Here is a 19932-nt window from a genome sequence, read left to right as displayed (position 1 = left end):
AATCGTAGCCCCGCCACCCCCCGCCTGCCCCGTCACTCGCGCCTAAAGAACCTAAGTCCCCCCCTCATACCCCAACTGCCGCCAAGCCTCAAACACCGTAACCGCCACGGCATTGGACAAATTCAAGCTCCGCTGCCCCGCCCGCATCGGCAACCGCAACCGCTGCTGCGGCGCGAACATCGCATGATGCTCCGCCGACAACCCGGCGCTCTCCCGCCCAAACACGAACACATCCCCCTCCTCGAACCGCACATCCCCCACGCTGCGTTGCGCCTGCGTGGTCAAGGCATAGATGTGGGAAGCCGCCGCCCCCGTATCCGCCAGCGCCTCCTGCAGCGTGTCGTGCACGCGCACCGGCTGCCACTCGTGATAGTCCAGCCCCGCCCGCCGCATGCGCGCATCGTCCAGTTCGAAACCAAGCGGGCGCACCAGGTGCAATTGCGCGCCGGTATTGGCGCACAGGCGGATCGCATTGCCCGTGTTGGGCGGAATCTCGGGGCAGACGAGGATGACGTGGAACATGGCGGACGGATGCAAAGACGTTGAATGACGGGCGGCCGGCCTTGGCCGCGCAGCAGCGATTGTCGCCGATTTGGACGGCCGCCCCGGCCCGCGAGGCCGCATGGCTCGCAGCCCCCGCGCCGGCGCCGGGCGTCAGCCCGTGCGCGGCGTGCGCGCCGCGACCAGCACCGTCACGCTGGCCGCGCCCGCGGCCAGCAACGCGCGAGCAGCCGCATCCGCGGTACTGCCCGTGGTCATGACGTCATCCACCAAGCCGACATGGCGGCCTGAAAGGTCGCGCGGGCAATGGAACACGCCCCGGGCGCCGCTCAGCCTGGCGCGGCGCCCCAGGGCGGTCTGCCGGGGCGTTTCACGCCGCCGCCGCAAGGCCCCACGCAGCAGCGGCCAGCCCAGCAGCGCCGCCAGGCCGCGGGCGATCTCGGCCGCCGGATTCATGCCGCGCCGACGCAGCGACGCGCGGCTGGACGGCACCGGCGCCAGCAGCAAGGCGTGCGGCGGCGGCTCGGACCACACCGCATGCGCCAGCAGCCGCGCCAATACCGGCGCCGCGCTGAGCCGCAGCTGGGTCTTGAGCTGGCGGATCAACACCTCGGCGGGCGGCTCGTAGTCGAAGGCGGCGATCGTGCCGGTGAAAGCCGGCGGCCGCGCCAGGCAGTCGGCACAATGCAGCGCGTCCGGCGCCAGCCGCTGGGCGCACCGCGGACAGCGCGGCGCCAGCGACGCTTCGGCCAGGTCGGTTTCGCAGCCCTCGCACAGGCGGGCGCCACCGACCCGCGCCCCGCACAGCGGGCAGTCGCAGGGCACCCGGGCCAGCAACCGCCGCCCCATGGCCTGTAGGGACAATCGGCCGCCGCGGCCGGGATGGGCAATAATGTGAGCCATCCCCCATGAAATCATGATCCGCCCGCGGCGCCGCCCCGGGCGCGACCGAAATGTCCCTGCCCGCACCCGCCACCCCGCCCTCGCTCCCGCTCGTCGCCGCCGACGTGCCGCGCCAATTCGCCCGCCGTGGCGACCTGTCGGACGCCCAGTTCCTGTACGGCGAAGTCGCCCGCCGCATGCTCGGCAGGCTGCAGTACATCCGCGTGCAGCCCCAGGCCATGCTCGACGCCGGCTGCGGCGCCGGCGACAACCTGGCGCTGCTGCGCGAACGCTATGCCGAAGCCGCCTACACCGGCCTGGACAACTGCGAGCCGCTGCTGGAGATCGCCCGCAAGCGCCACGCCCCGGCCGGCCTGTCGGCCTGGATCGGCAAGCTGGCGCGGCGCGGTCCGGCCAATGGCTTCGTCAACGCCGACCTGGCCGCCACCGGCCTGGCGCCGGAATCGCTGGAACTGGTGTGGTCCAACCTGGCCCTGCACTGGCACCGCGAACCGCATGCCGTGCTGGCCGAATGGCGCCGCATCCTCAAGGTCGGCGGGCTGGCGATGTTTTCCTGTCTGGGGCCGGCCACGCTGCGCGAATTGCGCCAGGCGCTGGACGACGCCGGACTGCGCACCGCCACCCCGGCCTTCGTCGACATGCATGACTTCGGCGACCTGCTGGTGGAAAACGGCTTCGCCGATCCGGTCATGGACCAGGAGATTCTGACGCTGACCTACCGCACCCCGGAAAAGCTGCTGCAGGACGTGCGCGCCCTGGGCGGCAACCCCGCCGCCGGCCGCCGCGGCGGCCTGGTCGGGCGCGACTGGCGGGCGCGCCTGTGCGCCGCGCTGGAGGCCCAGCGCCGCCCGGACGGCGTCATCGCCCTGAGCATCGAAGTGGCCTACGGCCACGCCTGGCGCGCCGCCACCCACCGCGGCACCGCCGGCGAGACCCGGCTGTCGGTCAGCGCCATCGGCGGCCGCCAGCGCGGCACGCCCTGAAACAAGACGCCCCGGCGTGCCGCCCCCGAAACGGGACGGCCAGCCGGGGCGGATGGGCCCGGAAAGGCCTGGCGCCTAGTGCAGGCGTTCGGGCAGCGGCGCGGTGACGCCCGGTTCCGCCGGCGAGAGGGGCTGCATCGGCTCGGACGTGGCGCGGATCCGCCGCCGCAACACCGCGGTCGGCTCGGCCGGCGCGGCCTGGGCGGACTCGCCGCGCCAGGCCTGCGACATCGATTCCACCACCAGCGGCAGGTCGCGCAGGCGATGGAACTGGCTGCGCAGCCAGCGCGAATCATTGCCGCTGCGCATGGCCTCGTCGCGCAGCGACGCGATCATGTCGCCGGTCCCCAGCTCTTCGGCCACCGGCATCAGCCGCTGGAACAGCGCGCGCAGGTGATCCATCAGGCGCAGGCGCTGGCCGTCCGGCGTCACGTAGCTGCCCTGCAGGCCGAAACGGCAGGCCTGGAAGTGGTTGCTGCGGTAGGACAGCCAGGCCTTGTCGCTGGGATCGTCCTCGCGCATCAGCAGCACCGCCAGCGCCTGGGCGAAGGCCGCCATCTGGCAGGCGCGCTCGACGGTCAGCGGCGTATCGCAGACGCGGATTTCCACCGTGCCGAATTCGGGCTTGGGGCGGATGTCCCAGTACAGGTCCTTGATGCTCTCGGCCAGGCCATAGGCGCGCAATTGCGCAATGTGGGCCTCGAACTGGTACCAGTCCTTGACCTCGGCCGGCATGTGGCCGGCTAGCGGGAAGCTGTTGACCGCGTTCAGGCGCGAGCACGAGAACAGGGTATCGACGCCCTCGCAGTACGGCGACGAGGCCGACAGCGCGATAAAGTGCGGCACATAGGGCGACAGCCGGCGCAGCAGCTTGATGGCTTCGTCGCCGCTTTTCACGCCCAGGTGGATGTGCTGGCCGAACACCGTGAATTGACGCGCCAGGTAACCATACATTTCGGCCAGGTACTGGAAGCGCGGGGTATCCGAGATGGAGCGTTCCTGCCAGCGCATGAATGGGTGAGCGCCGCCGCCGGCCACCGAAACGCCCACGGCGTCGGCCGCTTCGACCAGGGCATCGCGCATTTCGCGCATTTCCGCCAGCAGGCCCATGGGGTGCTCGTGCACCGAGGAATTCAGTTCGATCATGGAGCGCGTGATTTCCGGTTTCACGCGATCGGCGATGGGGTGGTTGGCCATTTGGGCCAGCAGCTCGTCAGAGGCTGCGGTCAGGTCGAAACTGCGGGGGTCGATCAGTTGCAGCTCGAGTTCGATGCCCAGGGTGTTGGGGGCCGACGAAATGAACGGGATCTGTTCCATCTCGGACTCCTTCGGATGTTTGATGAGGGGGTGCGCCGTTCGACCTTGAAGCCCGGCAACTTCCCGGGGGGCGCTAGACGGCGGCTTGTGAACGCATAATAGCCGCATGTTTGTGGCAAAACGATTGAAAATCGTGACATTTGTGTGCAACATCACGATGCATTCGGTTTTGCCCTCTAGAACAAAGTGAGCGAGCACTCACAACGTAATGACGGCGCGGCTCGCCGGACCGGGCGGCCCGCGAGCGCAGTCTGGGCGCGGCTTTTCAGTGTGGGCGGGATAACCCGAATCAGGGTTTTCCCTTATGAATTGAATCCGTCCCCGACGGGTTGCGGCCCGACATCCAAGGCCGCGGACATCCGGGCGACGCCGCCTACTTGCGCCAGAAGATCGGCGTGAACAGCACCAGCACGGTCAGCAGCTCCAGGCGGCCGATCAGCATGGCGAAGGTGCAGACCCAGATCTGGAAGTCCGACAGCACCGCGAAATTCCCCATGGGCCCGACCGGTCCCAGGCCGGGGCCGGTGTTGTTGACGCTGGCGAACACGGCCGAGAAGGCCGTGATCGGGTCCAGCCCGGACAGCAGCAGCAGGCTGGTGAAGACAGCGATGGACAGGCCGTAGAACAGCATGAAAGCCAGCACCGACGACATGGTGCGGGCCTCGACCGCGCGGCCGTTGACCCGCACGGGGCTGACGGCATGCGGATGCAACATGGTGACCAGCTCGTTGCGCGCCTGCTTGACCAGCAGGATGGCCCGGATCATCTTGATCCCGCCCCCCGTGGACCCCGCCGAGGTGGCAAACCCGGACAGCAGCAGCATGGTCAGGGGCGCGAACAGCGGCCACTGGGCGAAATCGGTATTGGCGTAGCCCGTGGTGGTGGCCATCGAAATGGTGTTGAACATGCCGTAGCGCAGGGCCTCCAGCGGCTCCTGGTAGACGCCCTTGACGTACAGGAACACCGAAATCACCAGCCCCACGCCCAGCACCACGACCAGGTACGGAATCGCCTCCGGGCAGCGCAGGTAGGCACGCCCGCTGCGCTGGCGGAAGGCATTGAAGTGCGTGGCGAAGTTGATGCCGGCGATCAGCATGAACACCATGGCCACCATCTCGACCGCCACCGAATCGAAGTGCGCGAAGCCGTCGTCCCAGGTCGAGAACCCGCCCAGCCCCATGGTCGTGGCCATGTGGCACCAGGCTTCGAACCAGGACAGGCCGACCGCGCGGTAGGCCAGAAAGCACAGGATGGAAAAGGCGAAGTACACCGCGTACAGCGCCTTGGCGGTGCTGGCGATGCGCGGCGTCAGGCGCTCGTCCTTCATCGGGCCGGGCGTCTCGGCCCGCACCACCTGGTGCCCGCCCACGCCCAGCAGCGGCAGGATCGCCACCGCCAGCACCAGGATCCCCATGCCGCCGACCCAGACCAGGGTGGCGCGCCACAGGTTGATCGACGGCGGCAAGGCATCCAGATTGGTCAGCACGGTCGCGCCGGTGGTCGTCAGTCCCGACATGGCCTCGAAATAGGCCCCGGTGAACGACAGCGGCAGGCCGGCGCGGTGGAAGTAGATCAGCAGCGGGATCGCCGCCAGCAGCGGCAGGCCGGCCCACACCGCCGACACCAGCACGAAGCCGTCGCGGGCGCGCAACTCGCTGCGGGCCCGCCGCGTCAGCGCCGCCAGCGCGACGCCGATGCCGACGGAAATCAGGAAGCCATGCAGGAAGGCGTCGCGCGCCGCGTCGCCGCCGATGTAGGCCACCCCCAGCGGGATCAGCATGGTCAGGGCGAACATCACCATGGTCAGGCCGAGGATGTGCAGGGTCGCCAGGACGCGCCTCATGCGGCCTCCCCGGCCGCCGCCGGTCCGTCGGGAAACGGGACGCGCGGGCTCATCAGAAGAACGACGCCGAGACTTGGAACAGCTTTTCCACGCGCGGCATCTGCTTGCGCGAGGGCACGAAGACGATGACGTGGTCGTCGGTCTCGATCACGGTATCGGCATCCGGCAGGATGATCTCGTCCTCGCGCACCAGCGCGCCGATGCTGGCGCCCTTGGGCAGGCTGATCTCGCCCACCTTCCGCCCCACCACCTTGGAATTGGAGCGGTCGCCGTGGGCGATGGCTTCCAGCGCCTCGGCCACGCCCTGGCGCAGCCGATGGACCGCCGCCACGTCGCCGCGGCGCACGTGGCGCAGCAGCTCGCTCATGGTGGCCTGCGACGGCGACACGGCGATGTCGATATGGCTGCCCTGCATCAGCTCGCCATAGGCCTGGCGGTTGATCAGCGCGATCACCTTGCGCGCGCCCAGCCGCTTGGCCAGCAGCGACGACATGATGTTGTCCTCGTCGTCGCTGGTCAGCGCCAGCCAGGTGTCCATGTCCTCGATGTTCTCGCGCTCCAGCAGCGCCTCGTCGGTGCCGCTGCCGTGCAGCACCAGCACGCTGTCGGGCAGCTGCGTGGCCAGGTATTCGCAGCGCTTGAGGTCGCGCTCGATGATGCGCACGCTGTAGTTCTCTTCGGCCAGCGCGCGCGCCAGCCGCAGGCCGATATTGCCGCCGCCGGCGATCATCACGCGGCGCACGGCCTTTTCGGCTTCGCGCAGCTGCCGCACGGCGCGGCGGGCGTGGCGCGTGTCCACCACCAGCACCACCTCGTCGCCCGGGGCGATCACGGTGCCCGAGCCGGCCCGCAGCGGGCGGCCGCCGCGCAGCACGTCGATCACCCGCGCCGTGACGTCGGGCCAGACATCGCGCAGCTTGTCGACGGGATGATGCGCCATCGGGCTGCCATGGCTGACGCGCACGGTCACGACGCTGACGCGGCCCTCGGCGAACTCCACCACCTGCAACGCCTCGGGGAACTCGATCAGGCTGTGCAGATAGGTGGTGACGCTGCGCTCGGGGCTGATGATGGCGTCGATGCAGAAGCCCTCTTCGCTCATCAGCTCGGGATGTTCGGAGAATTCGCCCGAGCGGATGCGGGCGATGCGGCGGGGGATGTTGAACAGCTGGCGGGCGATCTTGCAGGCCACCATGTTGGCCGCGTCGGAGGCGGCGCAGGCGATCAGCAGGTCGGTATCGGCGGCGCCGGCGCCTTCCAGCACCGACACCTGCGAGCCATCGCCATGGACGACGCGCAGGTCGAAGTGTTCTTGCAAGTATTGCAGCTGCGCGGGATCCGAATCGATCACCGTGATGTCGTTCTGCTCGGACACCAGGTTTTCAGCCACGCTGGTGCCTACGCGCCCAGCGCCGATGATCAGGATCTTCATGCGCCCCGTTTGCGCGCCGACTCGATGCCCAATTGCTTGAGCTTGCGGTAGAGGTGGGTGCGCTCGAGGCCGGTGCGCTCGGAGACGCGGGTCATGCTGTGGCTTTCGCGGACCAGGTGATATTCGAAGTAGATACGCTCGAACTCGTCGCGCGCCTCGCGCAGCGGCTGGTCCAGCGAAATGCTGCCCAGCTGGCCGTTGGCGGTGACCGGGACTTCGTTGGCGGGAGCCGTCGACAGGGTCGGCGGATCGAGCTCGTCTTCGAGCGCCACGGTGGCGCTGGCCGTCGCGGGCGCCGCCACGGGCGCCGGATGCGGCACGCGGCCGCGGGCCAGCCCGGCCGCCACGGTCTTGAGCAGGCGTTGCAGCGTGATCGGCTTTTCGAGGAAATCCATGGCGCCGATGCGGGTGGCCTCGACCGCCGTGTCGATGGTGGCGTGGCCGCTCATCATGATGACGGGCATGTCCAGCAGGCCCTGCGAGCCCCATTCCTTGAGCAGGCTGACGCCATCGGTGTCCGGCATCCAGATGTCCAGCAGCACCAGATCGGGACGCATGCGAAGGCGCGCGGCGCGCGCTTGCGCCGCGTTTTCGGCCAATTCGACCGTGTGCCCTTCGTCGTAAAGGATTTCCGACAAAAGCTCGCGAATACCGACTTCGTCGTCAACCACCAGAATTCTGGCCATAAAGCATCCACCTATTGCGTAGCCGCATTATCCTTTTCTTGCGCGGTCGCGTCCATAGTATCTGCCCCGGGAGCAAGCCGGGTCAACAAGATGGAGATCCGCGCGCCTCCTTCCTTGCGATTCGCAAGGTCGATCCGCCCGCCATGCTCTTCAACGATCTTGCGTACGATTGCCAATCCTAACCCAGTCCCGTGGGACTTGGTGGTTACGTAGGGCTCGAAGGCCCGCTGCATGACCTGCGGCGGGAAGCCCGGCCCGGTGTCGGCCACCGTGAAACGCAGGGCCTGCTGGTCGGCGCGGTCGGGCTGCTCGCTGCGCATCAGCTGGGTGGTGACGCTGACCCGGCCTTCTCCGCCCTTCTCGGCGATGGCGTCGCGGGCGTTGGACAGCAGGTTGTGGATCACCTGGCGCAGCTGGGTCGGATCGCCCTCGATGGCCGGCAGGTCCGCGCCCAGGCTGACGTCCAGGTTCAGCGCCTTGCCGGAGGTCGAACGCACCGAGGCGGCGCCGTCCGGCTCCCAGCCGTACAGGGACAGCACGTCCGCCACCAGCGCGTTGAAGTCGATGCGCTGCATCACCGCCGGCGGCGTGCGGGCGTATTCGCGGAAATCATCCACCATCTGCTTGAGCGAGGCCACCTGGTTGACGATGGTGTTGGTGGAACGCTCGACGATCTGGGCCTCGGCCGGCGGCAGCTTGCCTTCCAGCTTCATCGCCAGGCGCTCGGCGGACAGCTGGATCGGCGTCAGCGGATTCTTGATTTCGTGGGCCAGGCGGCGCGCCACTTCGCCCCAGGCAACGGTGCGGTTGGCCGATATCACCTCGGTAATATCGTCGAACACCACCAGGTAACCGTTGCCGCGGCCGTCCACCCGCAGGTGGGTGCCGCGCGCCAGCAGCGTCAGCGCCTGCGGCCCGTTGGGGGTGTCGCCCTGCTTGGGCGCGATCTCGAACTGCTGCTGCCAGTGCTGGCGTTCGGAGCCCACGGCGGCGTGGGTGGAGAACGCCTGCCGCACGACATTCGCGAATTCGAGCATGCCGTCCACGGTTTCCAGCGGCCGCCCGATCACCGAGCGCAGGTCGGCCTGCAGGATGGTCTGGGCGCCCTGGTTGACGGTGGTGACGCGGAAGGACTCGTCGAACACCAGCACGCCCGAGGACAGATTCGACAGCACGCTTTCCAGGTAGACGTTGGACCGTTCGAGCTGCTGGCGGTTGCTCTCGACCATGCGGCGGGCCTCGTCGAGCTGGCGCGTCATGGCATTGAAGGAGCGGGTGAGCTGGCCGACCTCGTCGCGTTCGGGCGGTTCGGGCAGCGGCCGGTAGTCGCCCACGCCCACGGCCTGGGTGCCGCCCGCCAGGCTGAGCAGCGGCCGCACCAGCCGCTTGGACAGCGACAGCGCCACGGCGATGGCGCCAAAGGCGGCCAGCAGCAGCGCCAGGGTCAGCGTGATGCCATAGAGCTTGCGCAGGCCAAGCCGCGACAGGGCCAGTTCCTGGTAGTCGCGAAAGCCCTGCTGCACCAGGTTGGCGTTGTGCGCGATCTGCTCGGGCACCGGCTGCAGCAGCTGCAGCCAGCGCGGCTCCGAGGCGGCGCCCAGCAGGTTGTCGTAGCGGTCGGGGCCGGTCAGCGGAATCACCACGCGCAGGTGCAGCCCGCCGTCGGTGCCGGGCTTGACCGGATCGTCGGCCTCGGCCGCCGAATAGCCGCGCGACAGCCGCAGCTGGTTCATGACCGTGGATGGCGGCATCGCCGGCAGCAACTGGCCGTACTGGCTGGTGGAGAACGCCACCATGCGGCCGCTGCCGGTGAAGACCATGGCTTCCTGCACGCCGTTGGCTTCGCGCAGCCGGGTCAGGGCCAGCGTCACGCCGGTATCGGAATTGCGGTTCAGTTCGGCCGCCATCGAGCGGGCGCGGGCGTCCAGGTCGGCCAGCAGCGAGTCGAGCGCGGCGCGGCCCAGGTTCAGGCCGGCCTCCAGCGCGGTGTCGACCCGCACGTTGAACCAGGACTCGATGGAGCGCGACATGAACTGCACCGAGACCGTGTAGATCAAGGCGCCGGGCACCACGCCGATCAGGGCGAAGGCCAGCGAGAAGCGGGCCGTCAGCCGGGCGCCGAACTGCCGCCGCCGGATCTGCCGCGCCAGCCGCACCGTCAGCGCCACCACCCAGACGAACAGCGCCAGGGCGAAGATACCGTTGAGAATCAGCAGGGTGTCGTAATAACGGGCGAAGCGCGAGGCATTGCCCGTGGACCATGCCAGCAGGCCCAGCAACGCCAGGCCGCTCACCGCGCCGACCATCAGGGCCAGCCGAAGCAACAGCCTCATGAGGGGTCTTTCTCCTTGTCACCCAGCGAGAACGAGAAATCGGTCCACGGCGTGCCCTGGACCCAGGAGCTGCTGTTCAGGGCATTGACCTGGAACGGCCGGGGCAGCAGCGACGTGTCCAGCCGCAGCCGCAACTGGCCGCCATAGACCACGCCTTCGTCGAAATCGTCGGCATCGGCCACCTGCCAGTTGCGCACGTGGCGGATGACGCTCATGGCGTCGTCCAGCGACGCCACCGGGAAGGACAGCTCGCCGACCCCGGCGCGCCACTGGCGCGTCAGCGCGTTGTAGATCACGCGCCAGGTGCGCGAGGTGTCCACCAGGGATTTGTCGAACCACCACCAGCGCTCGCGCGTGATGGTCAGGTCGGCGGTGAAGTACAGGGGCACGCCGCGCTGGGCGGCGTCACGCAGTTGCTGGTTCAGTTCGAACTCGATGTCGGCGTCGATTTCAAGCTTGTCGCCCCGCACCACCGGTTCGACGCGCACCACCTTCGGTTCGGACCCGTGTGCCTGACCGGCCGGCGCCAACGACAGCGCGGCAGTTACGAACAACAACCCCAGAAATAAGCGTGAAATGATGGACATACGACACCGAAACCCCGTCATGCCCCCTATTCTTGGCGATTCAGGACTGCTTGGCAAACAAGGCGTAGAAAAATCCATCGCGTTGCGCCGCGGGTGTTGCATCGACCGCAACTGGCAGCAATTGGCCCGGCGCGTCCAGGCGCTGGGCCTCGGGGTGGCGCTGCAGGAACTCGAGTGCCTGGCGCGTGCCCTCGATCGGGAAGATCGAGCAGGTCACGTACAGCAGGCGGCCGCCGGGCGCCACGGTGCGCCAGAGCGCGTCCAGGATCCGCGCCTGCAGCGTGGCGGTGCGGCGCACGTCGTTTTCGCGGCGCAGCCAGCGGATATCGGGATGGCGCCGCACGATGCCCGAGGCGGTGCACGGCACGTCCGCCAGCACGGCGTCGAAGGGCTTGCCGTCCCACCAGGCGTCCAGGTCGGCGGCGTCGGCGGCCTGCAGCCGCGCCCGCTCGCTCGCCAGGCCCAGGCGGTCCAGGTTCTGGCCGACCCGCACCAGACGGTCGGCGTCGGCGTCCAGGGCCAGCAGGTCGATGTCGGCCAACTCCAGCAGGTGGGCGGTCTTGCCGCCCGGCGCGGCGCAGGCGTCCAGCACCCGCATGCCGTCCTTGGGCGCCAGCAGTTCGGCGGCCAATTGGGCGCCGGCGTCCTGCACCGACCACCAGCCCTCGGCGAAACCGGGCAACTGGGTCACCGGGCGCGGCGTGGCCAGCACCAGGCCGGCCTGGCCCACCGGCTCGGCGGCCAGGCCCGCGTCCTGGAACGCGGCCAGCACCTGCTCGCGGCTGGCGCGGCGGCGGTTGACGCGCAGGGTCAGCGGCGCCGGCACGTTGGCCGCCCGCAGGATCTCCTGCCATTGCTGCGGATAGGCCACGCGCAATTGCTTGACCCACCAGCCCGGATGGTTCCATTCGGCCTCGGGGCTGTCGGCCACCGCGGCCTCCAGCGCCGCGCGCTCGCGCAGGAAGCGGCGCAGGCAGGCGTTGAGCAGGCCCTTGAACGAGGCCAGGGAACGGGTCGAGGCCGCGGCCGTGACGGCCTGGTCCACCACCGTGTGGGGCGCGTAGACCGGCATGCCCGGCAGCGCGGCCGCGGCCTCGCCCTCGGCCTTGAGCAGCGTCAGCGACACCAGCAGCAGCGACTCGAACAGCACGTTGGGGTAGCGCTGCACCAGTTCGCGGCCGACCGCGTCGGCCCAGCCCAGGTAGCGCATCGCGTGGAACGACACCGCCTGCGCCGCGGGGCGCAGGGCGCCGTCCACCTCGGCCAGGGCATCGGTCAACGAGCGGCCTTCCAGGACGTCCTCCACCACGCGCGCGCTGGAAAGCAGGACGGCGGAAAGCGGGGGAGCCAGATGGGGGGTATCGGAACGCGTGGACATGGCAGCAAATCAAAGGACAAGACCGCTATGGTAGCCCGGCGCGGGCCGCCGCCCCCGCCGACAGCCCCGCGGCGGGCGCTGGACGAACCGCGCCGGGCGCGTCACACTGGCCGCTTGCCTCGGAGCCCGCCATGTCCACCGCCACGCTGCTGCTGTTCATCCTGGCCTCGGCCGTCGCCATCGTGACGCCCGGCCCGACCGTCCTGCTCGCCATGAGCAACGGTTCGCGCCACGGCGTGCGCACCGCCTGCTGGGGCATGGCCGGCGCGGTGCTGGCCGACTTCATCCTGGTGGGCGCGGTGGCTTCCGGCCTGGGCGTGGTGCTGGCCGCTTCCGAGGTCGCCTTCCATGCCATCAAATGGGCGGGCGCGGCCTATCTGGCCTACCTGGGCTGGAAGATGCTGCGTTCGGACGCCGCGCTGGTGCTGCCGGCCGCCGAACCCGGCGCCGCCCGGCCCGTGGGCCTCAAACTGGGCCTGCGCAGCTTCGTGGTGGCGTTGACCAACCCGAAGGCGCTGCTGTTCATGTCCGCCTTCCTGCCGCAGTTCATCAACACCCAGGCGCCCCTGCTGCCCCAATACGCCACCGTGGCCGCCGTGCTGGCGCTGATGAACATCCTGACCATGCTGGCCTACGCCACCCTGGGCGCGCAGCTGGTGCGGGCCTTCCAGGGCTCGGGCCTGCGCTGGCTGAACCGGGTCTGCGGCTCGCTCATGATCGGGCTGGCCGGCACCCTGGCGCTGTATCGCCGCAGCGGCGCGTGACGCCCGGCGGCGCCCCTCCGGATATTGGGGACGCACTTCAATCGCTGACGCGCCCGGCAACCCGCTAAAATAACGGCCCCCCGCCCTGCCGCGCTAAAATTGCGCAGTATTTGATCATTGGCGCCGGCTCGCGCCCACCGAGGTATTCCATGTCTTCCCCCAAAGTCGGCTTTGTCAGCCTGGGCTGTCCCAAAGCCCTGGTCGACTCCGAACGCATCCTGACCCAACTGCGCACCGAAGGCTACCAAGTCACGCCCGAGTACAACGACGCGGACGTCGTGGTGGTCAACACCTGTGGTTTCATCGACAGCGCCAAGGCCGAGTCGCTGGAAGCCATCGGCGAGGCGCTGGCCGAGAACGGCAAGGTCATCGTCACCGGCTGCATGGGCGTCGAGGAATCGGTGATCCGCAACGTGCACCCCAGCGTGCTGGCCGTGACCGGCCCGCAGCAGTACGAGGAAGTGGTGCGCGCCGTGCACAACGCCGCGCCGCCCAAGAAGGACCACAACCCCTACCTGGACCTGGTGCCGCCGCAGGGCGTCAAGCTGACCCCGCGCCACTACGCCTACCTGAAGATCTCGGAAGGCTGTAATCACCGTTGCAGCTTCTGCATCATCCCGTCGATGCGCGGCGACCTGGTCAGCCGCCCGGTGGGCGATGTGCTCAGCGAGGCCGAGCGCCTGGTCAAGGCCGGCGTCAAGGAACTGCTGGTGATCTCGCAGGACACCAGCGCCTACGGCGTCGACGTCAAGTTCCGCAGCGGCTTCTGGAACGGCCGCCCGGTGCGCACCCGCATGACCGAGCTCTGTACGGCCTTGTCCGAAATGGGCGTCTGGACGCGCCTGCATTACGTGTATCCGTATCCGCACGTGGACGAAGTGATTCCGCTGATGGCCGAGGGCAAGATCCTGCCCTACCTGGACATCCCGTTCCAGCACGCCAGCCCGCGCATCCTCAAGGCCATGAAGCGTCCGGCATTCGAGGACAAGACGCTGGCGCGCATCAAGAAGTGGCGCGAGATCTGCCCCGACCTGACCATCCGCTCGACCTTCATCGTCGGCTTCCCCGGCGAGACCGAGGAAGACTTCCAGTACCTGCTGGACTGGATGCAGGAAGCCCAGCTCGACCGCGTCGGCTGTTTCCAGTATTCGCCGGTGGAAGGCGCGCCCGCCAACCTGCTCGACAATCCGGTGCCGGACGAGGTCAAGCAGGAACGCTGGGAACGCTTCATGGAACTGCAGCAGTCGATTTCCACCGCGCGCCTGGCGCGCAAGGTCGGCCGCGAGATCGACGTGCTGATCGACGAAGTGGATGAAGATGGCGCCGTGGGCCGCAGCGCCGGCGACGCGCCGGAAATCGACGGTTGCGTCTACGTCAGTTCGGACCGCGCCCTCAAGGCCGGTGACATGGTGCGCGTGCGCGTCACCGACTCCGACGAATACGACCTCTGGGCCGACACGATCTAACTGTCCTGCCTGCCGGCGGCGTCCGCCGCCGGCTGCCTTCAGGCTTCCAGCAGTTTCAATCCCGCCACGCCGCCCACGATCAGCGCGATGCACGCCAGGCGCGCGACCGACGGCGAATCCCCGAACAGCGCGATCCCCAGCACCGTGATGCCCACGGAACCGATGCCGGTCCAGACCGCGTAGGCGGTGCCAGCGGGCAGATGCCGCATCGCCAGCGTCAGCAGGAAGATGCTGCCCAGGGCCGCGACGATGCCGATGGCGCTGGGCCAGAACCGCGTCCAACCGTCGGCGTACTTCAACGCCAGCGCCATCACGATTTCCACCGCGCTCGCGGCCAACAGGATCCACCAGGCCATCGCGGCCTCCCTTCGAGATTGGAATGCGGCCAGCTTAGGGCCTATAGTTACCCAGGCACAAGTACGCACCTTTTGGTAACCAAGAAGGGCCCGACATGGCTGTCTCTCCCGCTTCCTCCGTCGATGTCTTCGACGCCGCCTGCCCGTCGCGCCGCGCGCTCGAGCTGATCTCCGGCAAGTGGGTGCCGCTGGTCCTGCCGGCGCTGGCGCGCGGCCCGCTGCGCAACAACGAACTGCTGCGCAAGCTCGACGGCATTTCACAGAAGATGATGACGCAGACGCTGCGCGACCTGGAACGCCACGGGCTGGTGCGGCGCGAGGACATGCGCACCGTGCCGCCGCACGTGCGCTATCACCTGACCGACCTGGGGAAATCGTTGAACGTGGCGCTGGTGGCGCTGGACCGCTGGGCCGAAAGGCACCATGCGCAACTGGATGCGGCGGCGCGCCGCCACGATGCGGCCGCCGGCGCTCCGTAAAGGCCGGCACGGGCCGGCAACACCTCAGTGCTTGGCCAGGAAATCGGACATGTCGTCCGCGTGCTCTTCCTCGACCGCCAGGATCTCTTCGAGCAGGCGGCGCGTGGTCGAATCCTGTTCGCCGATGTAGTCGATCATCTGCCGGTAGCTGTCGATGGCGATGCGCTCGGCGATCAGGTTTTCCTTGATCATCTCCTCAAGCGTGGCGCCCTCGATGTACTCGGAATGGCTGCGCTCGAGCAGGCCCTTGGGCGACAGGTTGGGCTCGCCGCCCAGCTGCACGATGCGTTCGGCCAGCCTGTCGGCGTGGTCCTGTTCCTGGGTGGCGTGCTCGGCGAATTCCGCCGCCACCGGCTCGGCGTTCAGGCCGCGGGCCATGAAGAAGTGGCGCTTGTAGCGCAGCACACAGACGATCTCGGTGGCCAGCGCTTCGTTCAGCAGCTTGAGCACGGTCTTGCGGTCCGCGCGGTAGGTGTCGGTGACGGCGCCGGACTCGATGTCCTGGCGCGCCTTGGCGCGAATCGCCTTCACATCCATGTCGAAGGGGCGGCTCGCCTTGTCGTGGTTACGGGTCGTGTTTTCCATATCGTTAGCTCCTTGTGGGGTTGGCAATACGACGCTGGACTTCCAGTCGTTCCGAACAACCCAGTCTACCGGCCATGCGAAAAGATGCTGTGTCCAAACATTGCCCATGGCCCCATATCGGGCTTTCGCGCGCCGCGCAAAAACGCGTCCGGCGCTTCTCGTAAACTATCGGCTTCCCGGACGGCCCGTGACGCAATCTGTAACGGGCCCGGCAATTAGTAGCTTCATATGACCCTGAAGAACATCTGCGTGTATTGCGGCTCCAATCCCGGCGCGCGCCCCGAATACCTGGAACAGGCCCGCGTGCTGGCCCGTGAACTGGTCAAGCGCGACCTCGGCCTGGTCTACGGCGGCTCGGTCGTCGGCATCATGGGCGTGATCGCCAACGAGGTGCTGGCCGGCGGCGGCCGCGTGATCGGCGTGATCCCGGAACTGCTGCAGAAGAAGGAACAGGCCCATCGCGGCCTGACCGAACTGCATCTGGTGCAGAGCATGCACGAGCGCAAGGCCATGATGATGGACAAGGCCGACGGCTTCATCGCGCTGCCCGGCGGCGCCGGCACGCTCGAGGAATTCTTCGAGGTCTGGACCTGGGCCCAGCTCAGCATGCACAGCAAGCCCTGCGGCCTGCTCAACATCGCCGGCTACTACGACGCGCTGATGCAGTTCGTCGACCATGCCGTCGACGAAGCCTTCATGCGCCCGCAGCATCGCGACATGCTGGTGGTGGAAAGCGATCCGGCGACGCTGCTGGACCGCTACGCCATCTACGAGCCGCCCAACGTTTCCAAGTGGTTCGAGCCGGTCAAGCCCGAGCATCGCGCCCCCTAAACCGCCCCCAAGGAAAACCCGCAATGTCCACCGGTTCGTCGTCTCCCGCCAGCACCGAGTCCGTATTGCGCGATTACTTCCACGCCAAGGACGAAAACCGCCCGCACTACATGGCGCGCGCCTTCGCGCCGCAGGCGGTGCTGAAGATGGCGCTGCGCACGCAGGCCATCGCCTTTCCGCCCGAATCCCACGGCCTGGCCGCGATCACCGACACGCTGGTGCGCAAGTTCGGCCAGACCTACGACAACGTCTACACCTTCTACCTGGCGCGGCCCGAGGCGGACGTGCGTCTGTCCGATTATTCCTGTGACTGGATCGTCGGCATGACCGAGAAGGCCACCGGCAACGTGCGCGTGGGCTGCGGCCGCTACGCCTGGACCTTCCAGCCGGAGCCGTACCGCGCCACCCACCTGACCATTACGATCGAGACCATGGTGACGCTGCCGCCCGCCGACGCCGAAGCGGTATTCGGCTGGCTGCTGGCGCTGGACTACCCCTGGACCAACGCCCAGCGCGTCGTCGCGGGCGCACCGCCGCTTGAAGACCTGGCGCCGGTGGTGCAGTATCTGCTTCACCCCATGTAGATCGGCATCGGATTTTTTCTTGAAATACGACATCGCAGCTTTTGATTTCGACGGAACCCTGGCGGACACCATGCCCTGGTTCAATTCCATCCTCAACACGGTGGCCGACAAGTACGGCTTCCGCAAGATCGACGCCGCCGAGCGCGACCAGCTGCGCCACCGCGATGCCGGCGAGATCCTGAAGTTCCTCGGCATCCCGCTGTGGAAACTGCCCGCCATCATGGCGCACGTGCGCACCCTGATGCAGGAGATCGATCCCAGCGTGCACCTGTTCGACGGCATCCCCGACGCGCTGGCCCGCCTGAAGGCGGGCGGGCTGCGGCTGGCGGTGGTCAGCTCGAACTCGCTCGAAAATGTGCAGCGCGTGCTCGGCCCCGACACCGCGGCGCTGTTCGACGACTACGAATGCGGCACCGACCTGTTCGGCAAGGCCGCCAAGATCGACCGCCTGCTGCAGCGCCACGGCACCGCGCCGGAACGTTTCCTGCTGGTGGGCGACGAAATGCGCGACATCGACGCGGCCCGCAAGGCCGGCGTGCGCGTGGGATCGGTGGCCTGGGGCTACAACCACGTCGACGCGCTGCGCGACCGCGGCCCCGACGAATTGTTCATGCAGGTCGCCGAACTGCCGGCCGCGCTGGCCTGACGCGGCGCCCCGACAAGGACACGCTGATGGCGCGCAACGTCGAAATCAAGGCCAGGGTCGCCAGCCTGGCGGCCCTCGAACCGCTGGCGGCGGCGTTGTCCGGCAAGGCGCCGGTCGCCATCGCGCAGGACGACACCTTCTTCGCCTGCCCCGACGGCCGGCTCAAGCTGCGCGTGTTCGCCGATGGCAAGGGCGAACTGATCTTCTACCGCCGCGCCGACGCCGCCGGCCCCAAGGAAAGCTTCTACGTCATTTCGCCGACCGCCTCGCCCGACACCCTGCGCGATGCGCTGGGGCTGGCCTATGGCGTGATCGGGCGCGTGCGCAAGCAGCGCCTGCTGTTCATGGCCGGCCGCACCCGCATCCACCTGGATCGGGTCGAGGGACTGGGGGCATTCCTGGAACTGGAAGTGGTGCTGCGCGACGGCGAAAGCGTCGAGGACGGCATGGCCGAGGCCCATGAACTGCTGGCCAGCCTGCAGATCGCGCCGGAGCAGTTGTTGTCGGGCGCCTATCTGGACCTGCTGGCCCGGCGTCCCTGAAAACGGTCCGCCCGCCCCACGGCGGCCGGACCCTGGCGGCGACGGCCGGCCTCAGGCCGGCTGCCAGCCCCGCACGAACACGTCCACCGGCTGGCGCTTGCCGCCGGCCTTCTGCAACTCCAGCAAGCGCAATACGCCCTCGCCGGTCGCGATGTCGATGCCCTCGGCGTCCGCGCGCAGCACGCTGCCGGGCGCGGCCGTGGCGGGCTGCGGCAAGGCCTGGGCGCGCCACACCTTCACCGGATCGGCCAGGCCTGGCAGGCGGATGCTGGCGCCCGGCACCGGGTTGAAGGCGCGCACGCGGCGCGCCAGCAGTTCCGCCGCCTGGCTGCAATCGAGCGCGGCCTCGGCCTTGTCCAGCTTGGCGGCGTAGGTCACGCCTTCCTCGGGCTGCGGGGTCGGCGTCAAACCGCCCTGGCCCAGCGCGGCCAGGGCCGCCACGATCGCCTCGCCGCCGGCCAGCGCCAGCGCGTCGTGCAATTGCGCGGCATTGGTGTCGGCGCCGATCGGCACGATGCGTTCCAGCAGCATGTCGCCGGTGTCCAGGCCCGCGTCCATCTGCATGATGGTGACCCCGGTGCGGTCATCGCCGGCCTCGATGGCGCGCTGGATCGGCGCCGCGCCGCGCCAGCGCGGCAACAGGCTGGCGTGGATGTTCAGGCAACCCCGGCGCGGCAGGTCCAGCACCCACTGCGGCAGGATCAGGCCATAGGCCGCGACCACCATGACGTCGGGCGCGATGCGCTCGAGCAGGGCGCGGGCCTCGGCGGCTTCCTCGGGGTAGCGGCCATCGAGCCGCAGGCTGCGCGGCTGGGCGACCTCGATGCCGGCGTCGAGCGCGGCCTGCTTGACCGGGCTCGGGGTCAGCTTGAGTCCGCGACCCGCGGGACGGTCGGGCTGGGTCATGACCAACGGGATGTCGTGGCCGGCGGCCCGCAGGGCGTCGAAGGCGATACGGGCGAATTCCGGCGTGCCGGCGAAAACTAGGCGCATGGGGATCGGACCGGGAAGGAGGAAACGGGCATCAGGCGCGCAGCGCTTCGCGCTCGGCCTTTTTCAGCTTGGTCTTGATGCGGTTCTGCTTCAGGTTGGACAGGTATTCGACGAACACCTTGCCTTCCAGGTGGTCGAGCTCGTGCTGCACGCACACGGCCAGCAGGCCGTCGGCCTCGAACTCGAACGGCTTGCCGTCGATGTCCAGCGCCTTGCAGCGGATGCGCGAGGCGCGCTCGACTTCGTCATAGATGCCCGGGACCGACAGGCAGCCTTCCTCGTAGATCTTGTAATCGTCGCTGTGCCAGGTGATCTCGGGATTGATCAACACCAGCAGCTGATTGCTTTCTTCGGAGACGTCGATGACGACGACGCGCTCGTGCACGTCGACCTGCGTCGCGGCCAGGCCCACGCCCGGCGCGTCGTACATGGTGTCGGCCATGTCGCGCACCAGTTGGCGGATGCGGTCATCGACCTCGGCGACCGGCTTGGCCTTCTTGTGCAAGCGCGGATCCGGGTAGCGAAGAATAGGGAGTAATGCCATTGAAAAGGAATCGTCGGTAAGAGTGCCTGACCAACAGTTTAATTCATTAGATTCTTGATTTCTAATAGTTTTCGGCTAACCCGAGGATTATCCGGCCCCACCCGCCCCCGATTTACGGGCCGGTCCGGCCGGGACCATTCGATCCCCCTTGCCGGGACCGCCGTGGCCGCCATGCGACA

General features: G+C 68.4%; 21 protein-coding genes. 8 read left to right on the top strand and 13 right to left on the bottom strand.

The window, feature by feature from the left end; genetic code table 11:
• Positions 1 to 51 precede the first annotated feature (51 nt).
• Together AOZ53_RS11480 and AOZ53_RS11475 are read right to left on the bottom strand one after the other, a co-directional pair.
• Positions 52 to 522, bottom strand: coding sequence for a tRNA (cytidine(34)-2'-O)-methyltransferase (locus tag AOZ53_RS11480; RefSeq protein WP_054429327.1), 471 nt, complete (start codon positions 520 to 522; stop codon positions 52 to 54).
• Positions 523 to 654: 132 nt separating this feature from the next.
• A complete protein-coding gene (locus AOZ53_RS11475) occupies positions 655 to 1404 on the bottom strand; it encodes a ComF family protein (RefSeq protein WP_353739088.1) in 750 nt (249 codons plus the stop codon).
• 50 nt (positions 1405 to 1454) lie between these two features.
• On the opposite strand from AOZ53_RS11475, the gene AOZ53_RS11470 reads away from it, so the two are divergent.
• Positions 1455 to 2387 (top strand): methyltransferase domain-containing protein, encoded by a 933-nt coding sequence (locus tag AOZ53_RS11470; RefSeq protein WP_054429326.1) that lies wholly within the window; start codon positions 1455 to 1457, stop codon positions 2385 to 2387.
• A gap of 75 nt (positions 2388 to 2462) precedes the next feature.
• Here the strand turns inward: AOZ53_RS11470 and AOZ53_RS11465 are convergent, their stop codons facing one another.
• From AOZ53_RS11465 to rsmB, 7 genes are all read right to left on the bottom strand, one after another.
• Positions 2463 to 3704, bottom strand: coding sequence for a YbdK family carboxylate-amine ligase (locus AOZ53_RS11465; protein ID WP_054474873.1), 1242 nt, complete (start codon positions 3702 to 3704; stop codon positions 2463 to 2465).
• Positions 3705 to 4077: 373 nt separating this feature from the next.
• Entirely contained in the window at positions 4078 to 5547 is a 1470-nt protein-coding gene (locus AOZ53_RS11460; protein WP_054429324.1) for a TrkH family potassium uptake protein, read from the bottom strand.
• Positions 5548 to 5599: 52 nt separating this feature from the next.
• Positions 5600 to 6979 (bottom strand): Trk system potassium transporter TrkA, encoded by a 1380-nt coding sequence (gene trkA, locus AOZ53_RS11455; protein ID WP_054487853.1) that lies wholly within the window; start codon positions 6977 to 6979, stop codon positions 5600 to 5602.
• The gene (locus AOZ53_RS11450; protein ID WP_054487850.1) at positions 6976 to 7665 is read right to left on the bottom strand and encodes a response regulator; all 690 of its coding nucleotides are present in this window, start codon (positions 7663 to 7665) and stop codon (positions 6976 to 6978) included. The genes trkA and AOZ53_RS11450 overlap by 4 nt, the downstream gene beginning before the upstream one ends.
• An 11-nt stretch (positions 7666 to 7676) precedes the next feature.
• Complete coding sequence (locus AOZ53_RS11445) at positions 7677 to 9998, bottom strand: sensor histidine kinase (protein WP_054429321.1); 2322 nt, start codon at positions 9996 to 9998, stop codon at positions 7677 to 7679.
• On the bottom strand, positions 9995 to 10585 hold the full coding sequence (locus tag AOZ53_RS11440; RefSeq protein WP_156333358.1) for a DUF4390 domain-containing protein: 591 nt from the start codon (positions 10583 to 10585) through the stop codon (positions 9995 to 9997). The genes AOZ53_RS11445 and AOZ53_RS11440 overlap by 4 nt, the downstream gene beginning before the upstream one ends.
• Before the next feature lie 40 nt (positions 10586 to 10625).
• Positions 10626 to 11963 (bottom strand): 16S rRNA (cytosine(967)-C(5))-methyltransferase RsmB, encoded by a 1338-nt coding sequence (rsmB, locus tag AOZ53_RS11435; protein ID WP_054429319.1) that lies wholly within the window; start codon positions 11961 to 11963, stop codon positions 10626 to 10628.
• A gap of 131 nt (positions 11964 to 12094) precedes the next feature.
• Between rsmB and AOZ53_RS11430 the strand changes: the two genes are divergently transcribed.
• Positions 12095 to 12727, top strand: coding sequence for a LysE family translocator (locus AOZ53_RS11430; RefSeq protein ID WP_054487848.1), 633 nt, complete (start codon positions 12095 to 12097; stop codon positions 12725 to 12727).
• Between the two features lie 149 nt (positions 12728 to 12876).
• Positions 12877 to 14193, top strand: a complete 1317-nt coding sequence (gene rimO, locus AOZ53_RS11425) for a 30S ribosomal protein S12 methylthiotransferase RimO (protein ID WP_054429317.1) — start codon at positions 12877 to 12879, stop codon at positions 14191 to 14193.
• Positions 14194 to 14231: 38 nt separating this feature from the next.
• On the opposite strand, the gene AOZ53_RS11420 is transcribed toward rimO, so the two are convergent.
• On the bottom strand, positions 14232 to 14549 hold the full coding sequence (locus AOZ53_RS11420) for a DMT family transporter (RefSeq protein ID WP_054429316.1): 318 nt from the start codon (positions 14547 to 14549) through the stop codon (positions 14232 to 14234).
• Between the two features lie 95 nt (positions 14550 to 14644).
• On the opposite strand from AOZ53_RS11420, the gene AOZ53_RS11415 reads away from it, so the two are divergent.
• A complete protein-coding gene (locus AOZ53_RS11415; RefSeq protein ID WP_054487846.1) occupies positions 14645 to 15028 on the top strand; it encodes a winged helix-turn-helix transcriptional regulator in 384 nt (127 codons plus the stop codon).
• 24 nt (positions 15029 to 15052) lie between these two features.
• Here the strand turns inward: AOZ53_RS11415 and AOZ53_RS11410 are convergent, their stop codons facing one another.
• On the bottom strand, positions 15053 to 15613 hold the full coding sequence (locus AOZ53_RS11410; protein ID WP_054429314.1) for a ferritin-like domain-containing protein: 561 nt from the start codon (positions 15611 to 15613) through the stop codon (positions 15053 to 15055).
• Between the two features lie 228 nt (positions 15614 to 15841).
• Here AOZ53_RS11410 and AOZ53_RS11405 point away from each other — a divergent pair, with 228 nt between their 5' ends.
• The 4 genes from AOZ53_RS11405 to AOZ53_RS11390 are packed head-to-tail and all read left to right on the top strand — an operon-like array spanning position 15842 to position 18216.
• Complete coding sequence (locus tag AOZ53_RS11405) at positions 15842 to 16444, top strand: LOG family protein (RefSeq protein ID WP_054429313.1); 603 nt, start codon at positions 15842 to 15844, stop codon at positions 16442 to 16444.
• Between the two features lie 23 nt (positions 16445 to 16467).
• On the top strand, positions 16468 to 17028 hold the full coding sequence (locus AOZ53_RS11400) for a hypothetical protein (protein ID WP_054429312.1): 561 nt from the start codon (positions 16468 to 16470) through the stop codon (positions 17026 to 17028).
• 19 nt (positions 17029 to 17047) lie between these two features.
• On the top strand, positions 17048 to 17674 hold the full coding sequence (locus AOZ53_RS11395) for an HAD hydrolase-like protein (RefSeq protein ID WP_054429311.1): 627 nt from the start codon (positions 17048 to 17050) through the stop codon (positions 17672 to 17674).
• Between the two features lie 26 nt (positions 17675 to 17700).
• On the top strand, positions 17701 to 18216 hold the full coding sequence (locus AOZ53_RS11390) for a class IV adenylate cyclase (protein WP_054487844.1): 516 nt from the start codon (positions 17701 to 17703) through the stop codon (positions 18214 to 18216).
• A gap of 51 nt (positions 18217 to 18267) precedes the next feature.
• Here the strand turns inward: AOZ53_RS11390 and fmt are convergent, their stop codons facing one another.
• Both fmt and def read right to left on the bottom strand, forming a co-directional pair.
• Positions 18268 to 19209 carry a methionyl-tRNA formyltransferase gene (fmt, locus tag AOZ53_RS11385; protein WP_054487842.1) on the bottom strand — a complete coding sequence of 314 codons (942 nt, stop codon included), beginning with the start codon at positions 19207 to 19209 and terminating at the stop codon, positions 18268 to 18270.
• A gap of 31 nt (positions 19210 to 19240) precedes the next feature.
• Positions 19241 to 19753 (bottom strand): peptide deformylase, encoded by a 513-nt coding sequence (def, locus tag AOZ53_RS11380; RefSeq protein ID WP_006391779.1) that lies wholly within the window; start codon positions 19751 to 19753, stop codon positions 19241 to 19243.
• Positions 19754 to 19932: the final 179 nt, after the last annotated feature.

This window comes from Achromobacter sp. 2789STDY5608621, assembly GCF_001299375.1.
Classification (GTDB): domain Bacteria; phylum Pseudomonadota; class Gammaproteobacteria; order Burkholderiales; family Burkholderiaceae_B; genus Achromobacter; species Achromobacter insuavis.
The sequence above is the reverse complement of the archived record's forward strand: the minus strand, read 5'-3'. Positions and strand labels throughout refer to the sequence as shown.

Excerpts from the sequence above, each read along its gene's own strand:
- AOZ53_RS11480 (WP_054429327.1), bottom strand. The coding sequence starts at position 522 with ATGTTCCACGTCATCCTCGTCTGCCCCGAGATTCCGCCCAACACGGGC.
- AOZ53_RS11470 (WP_054429326.1), top strand. The coding sequence starts at position 1,455 with ATGTCCCTGCCCGCACCCGCCACCCCGCCCTCGCTCCCGCTCGTCGCC.
- AOZ53_RS11400 (WP_054429312.1), top strand. The coding sequence starts at position 16,468 with ATGTCCACCGGTTCGTCGTCTCCCGCCAGCACCGAGTCCGTATTGCGC.
- AOZ53_RS11450 (WP_054487850.1), bottom strand. The coding sequence starts at position 7,665 with ATGGCCAGAATTCTGGTGGTTGACGACGAAGTCGGTATTCGCGAGCTT.
- trkA (WP_054487853.1), bottom strand. The coding sequence starts at position 6,979 with ATGAAGATCCTGATCATCGGCGCTGGGCGCGTAGGCACCAGCGTGGCT.
- AOZ53_RS11405 (WP_054429313.1), top strand. The coding sequence starts at position 15,842 with ATGACCCTGAAGAACATCTGCGTGTATTGCGGCTCCAATCCCGGCGCG.
- fmt (WP_054487842.1), bottom strand. The coding sequence starts at position 19,209 with ATGCGCCTAGTTTTCGCCGGCACGCCGGAATTCGCCCGTATCGCCTTC.
- AOZ53_RS11430 (WP_054487848.1), top strand. The coding sequence starts at position 12,095 with ATGTCCACCGCCACGCTGCTGCTGTTCATCCTGGCCTCGGCCGTCGCC.
- AOZ53_RS11440 (WP_156333358.1), bottom strand. The coding sequence starts at position 10,585 with ATGTCCATCATTTCACGCTTATTTCTGGGGTTGTTGTTCGTAACTGCC.
- AOZ53_RS11465 (WP_054474873.1), bottom strand. The coding sequence starts at position 3,704 with ATGGAACAGATCCCGTTCATTTCGTCGGCCCCCAACACCCTGGGCATC.
- AOZ53_RS11475 (WP_353739088.1), bottom strand. The coding sequence starts at position 1,404 with ATGGCTCACATTATTGCCCATCCCGGCCGCGGCGGCCGATTGTCCCTA.
- rsmB (WP_054429319.1), bottom strand. The coding sequence starts at position 11,963 with ATGTCCACGCGTTCCGATACCCCCCATCTGGCTCCCCCGCTTTCCGCC.
- rimO (WP_054429317.1), top strand. The coding sequence starts at position 12,877 with ATGTCTTCCCCCAAAGTCGGCTTTGTCAGCCTGGGCTGTCCCAAAGCC.
- AOZ53_RS11445 (WP_054429321.1), bottom strand. The coding sequence starts at position 9,998 with ATGAGGCTGTTGCTTCGGCTGGCCCTGATGGTCGGCGCGGTGAGCGGC.
- AOZ53_RS11410 (WP_054429314.1), bottom strand. The coding sequence starts at position 15,613 with ATGGAAAACACGACCCGTAACCACGACAAGGCGAGCCGCCCCTTCGAC.
- def (WP_006391779.1), bottom strand. The coding sequence starts at position 19,753 with ATGGCATTACTCCCTATTCTTCGCTACCCGGATCCGCGCTTGCACAAG.
- AOZ53_RS11415 (WP_054487846.1), top strand. The coding sequence starts at position 14,645 with ATGGCTGTCTCTCCCGCTTCCTCCGTCGATGTCTTCGACGCCGCCTGC.
- AOZ53_RS11420 (WP_054429316.1), bottom strand. The coding sequence starts at position 14,549 with ATGGCCTGGTGGATCCTGTTGGCCGCGAGCGCGGTGGAAATCGTGATG.
- AOZ53_RS11460 (WP_054429324.1), bottom strand. The coding sequence starts at position 5,547 with ATGAGGCGCGTCCTGGCGACCCTGCACATCCTCGGCCTGACCATGGTG.
- AOZ53_RS11390 (WP_054487844.1), top strand. The coding sequence starts at position 17,701 with ATGGCGCGCAACGTCGAAATCAAGGCCAGGGTCGCCAGCCTGGCGGCC.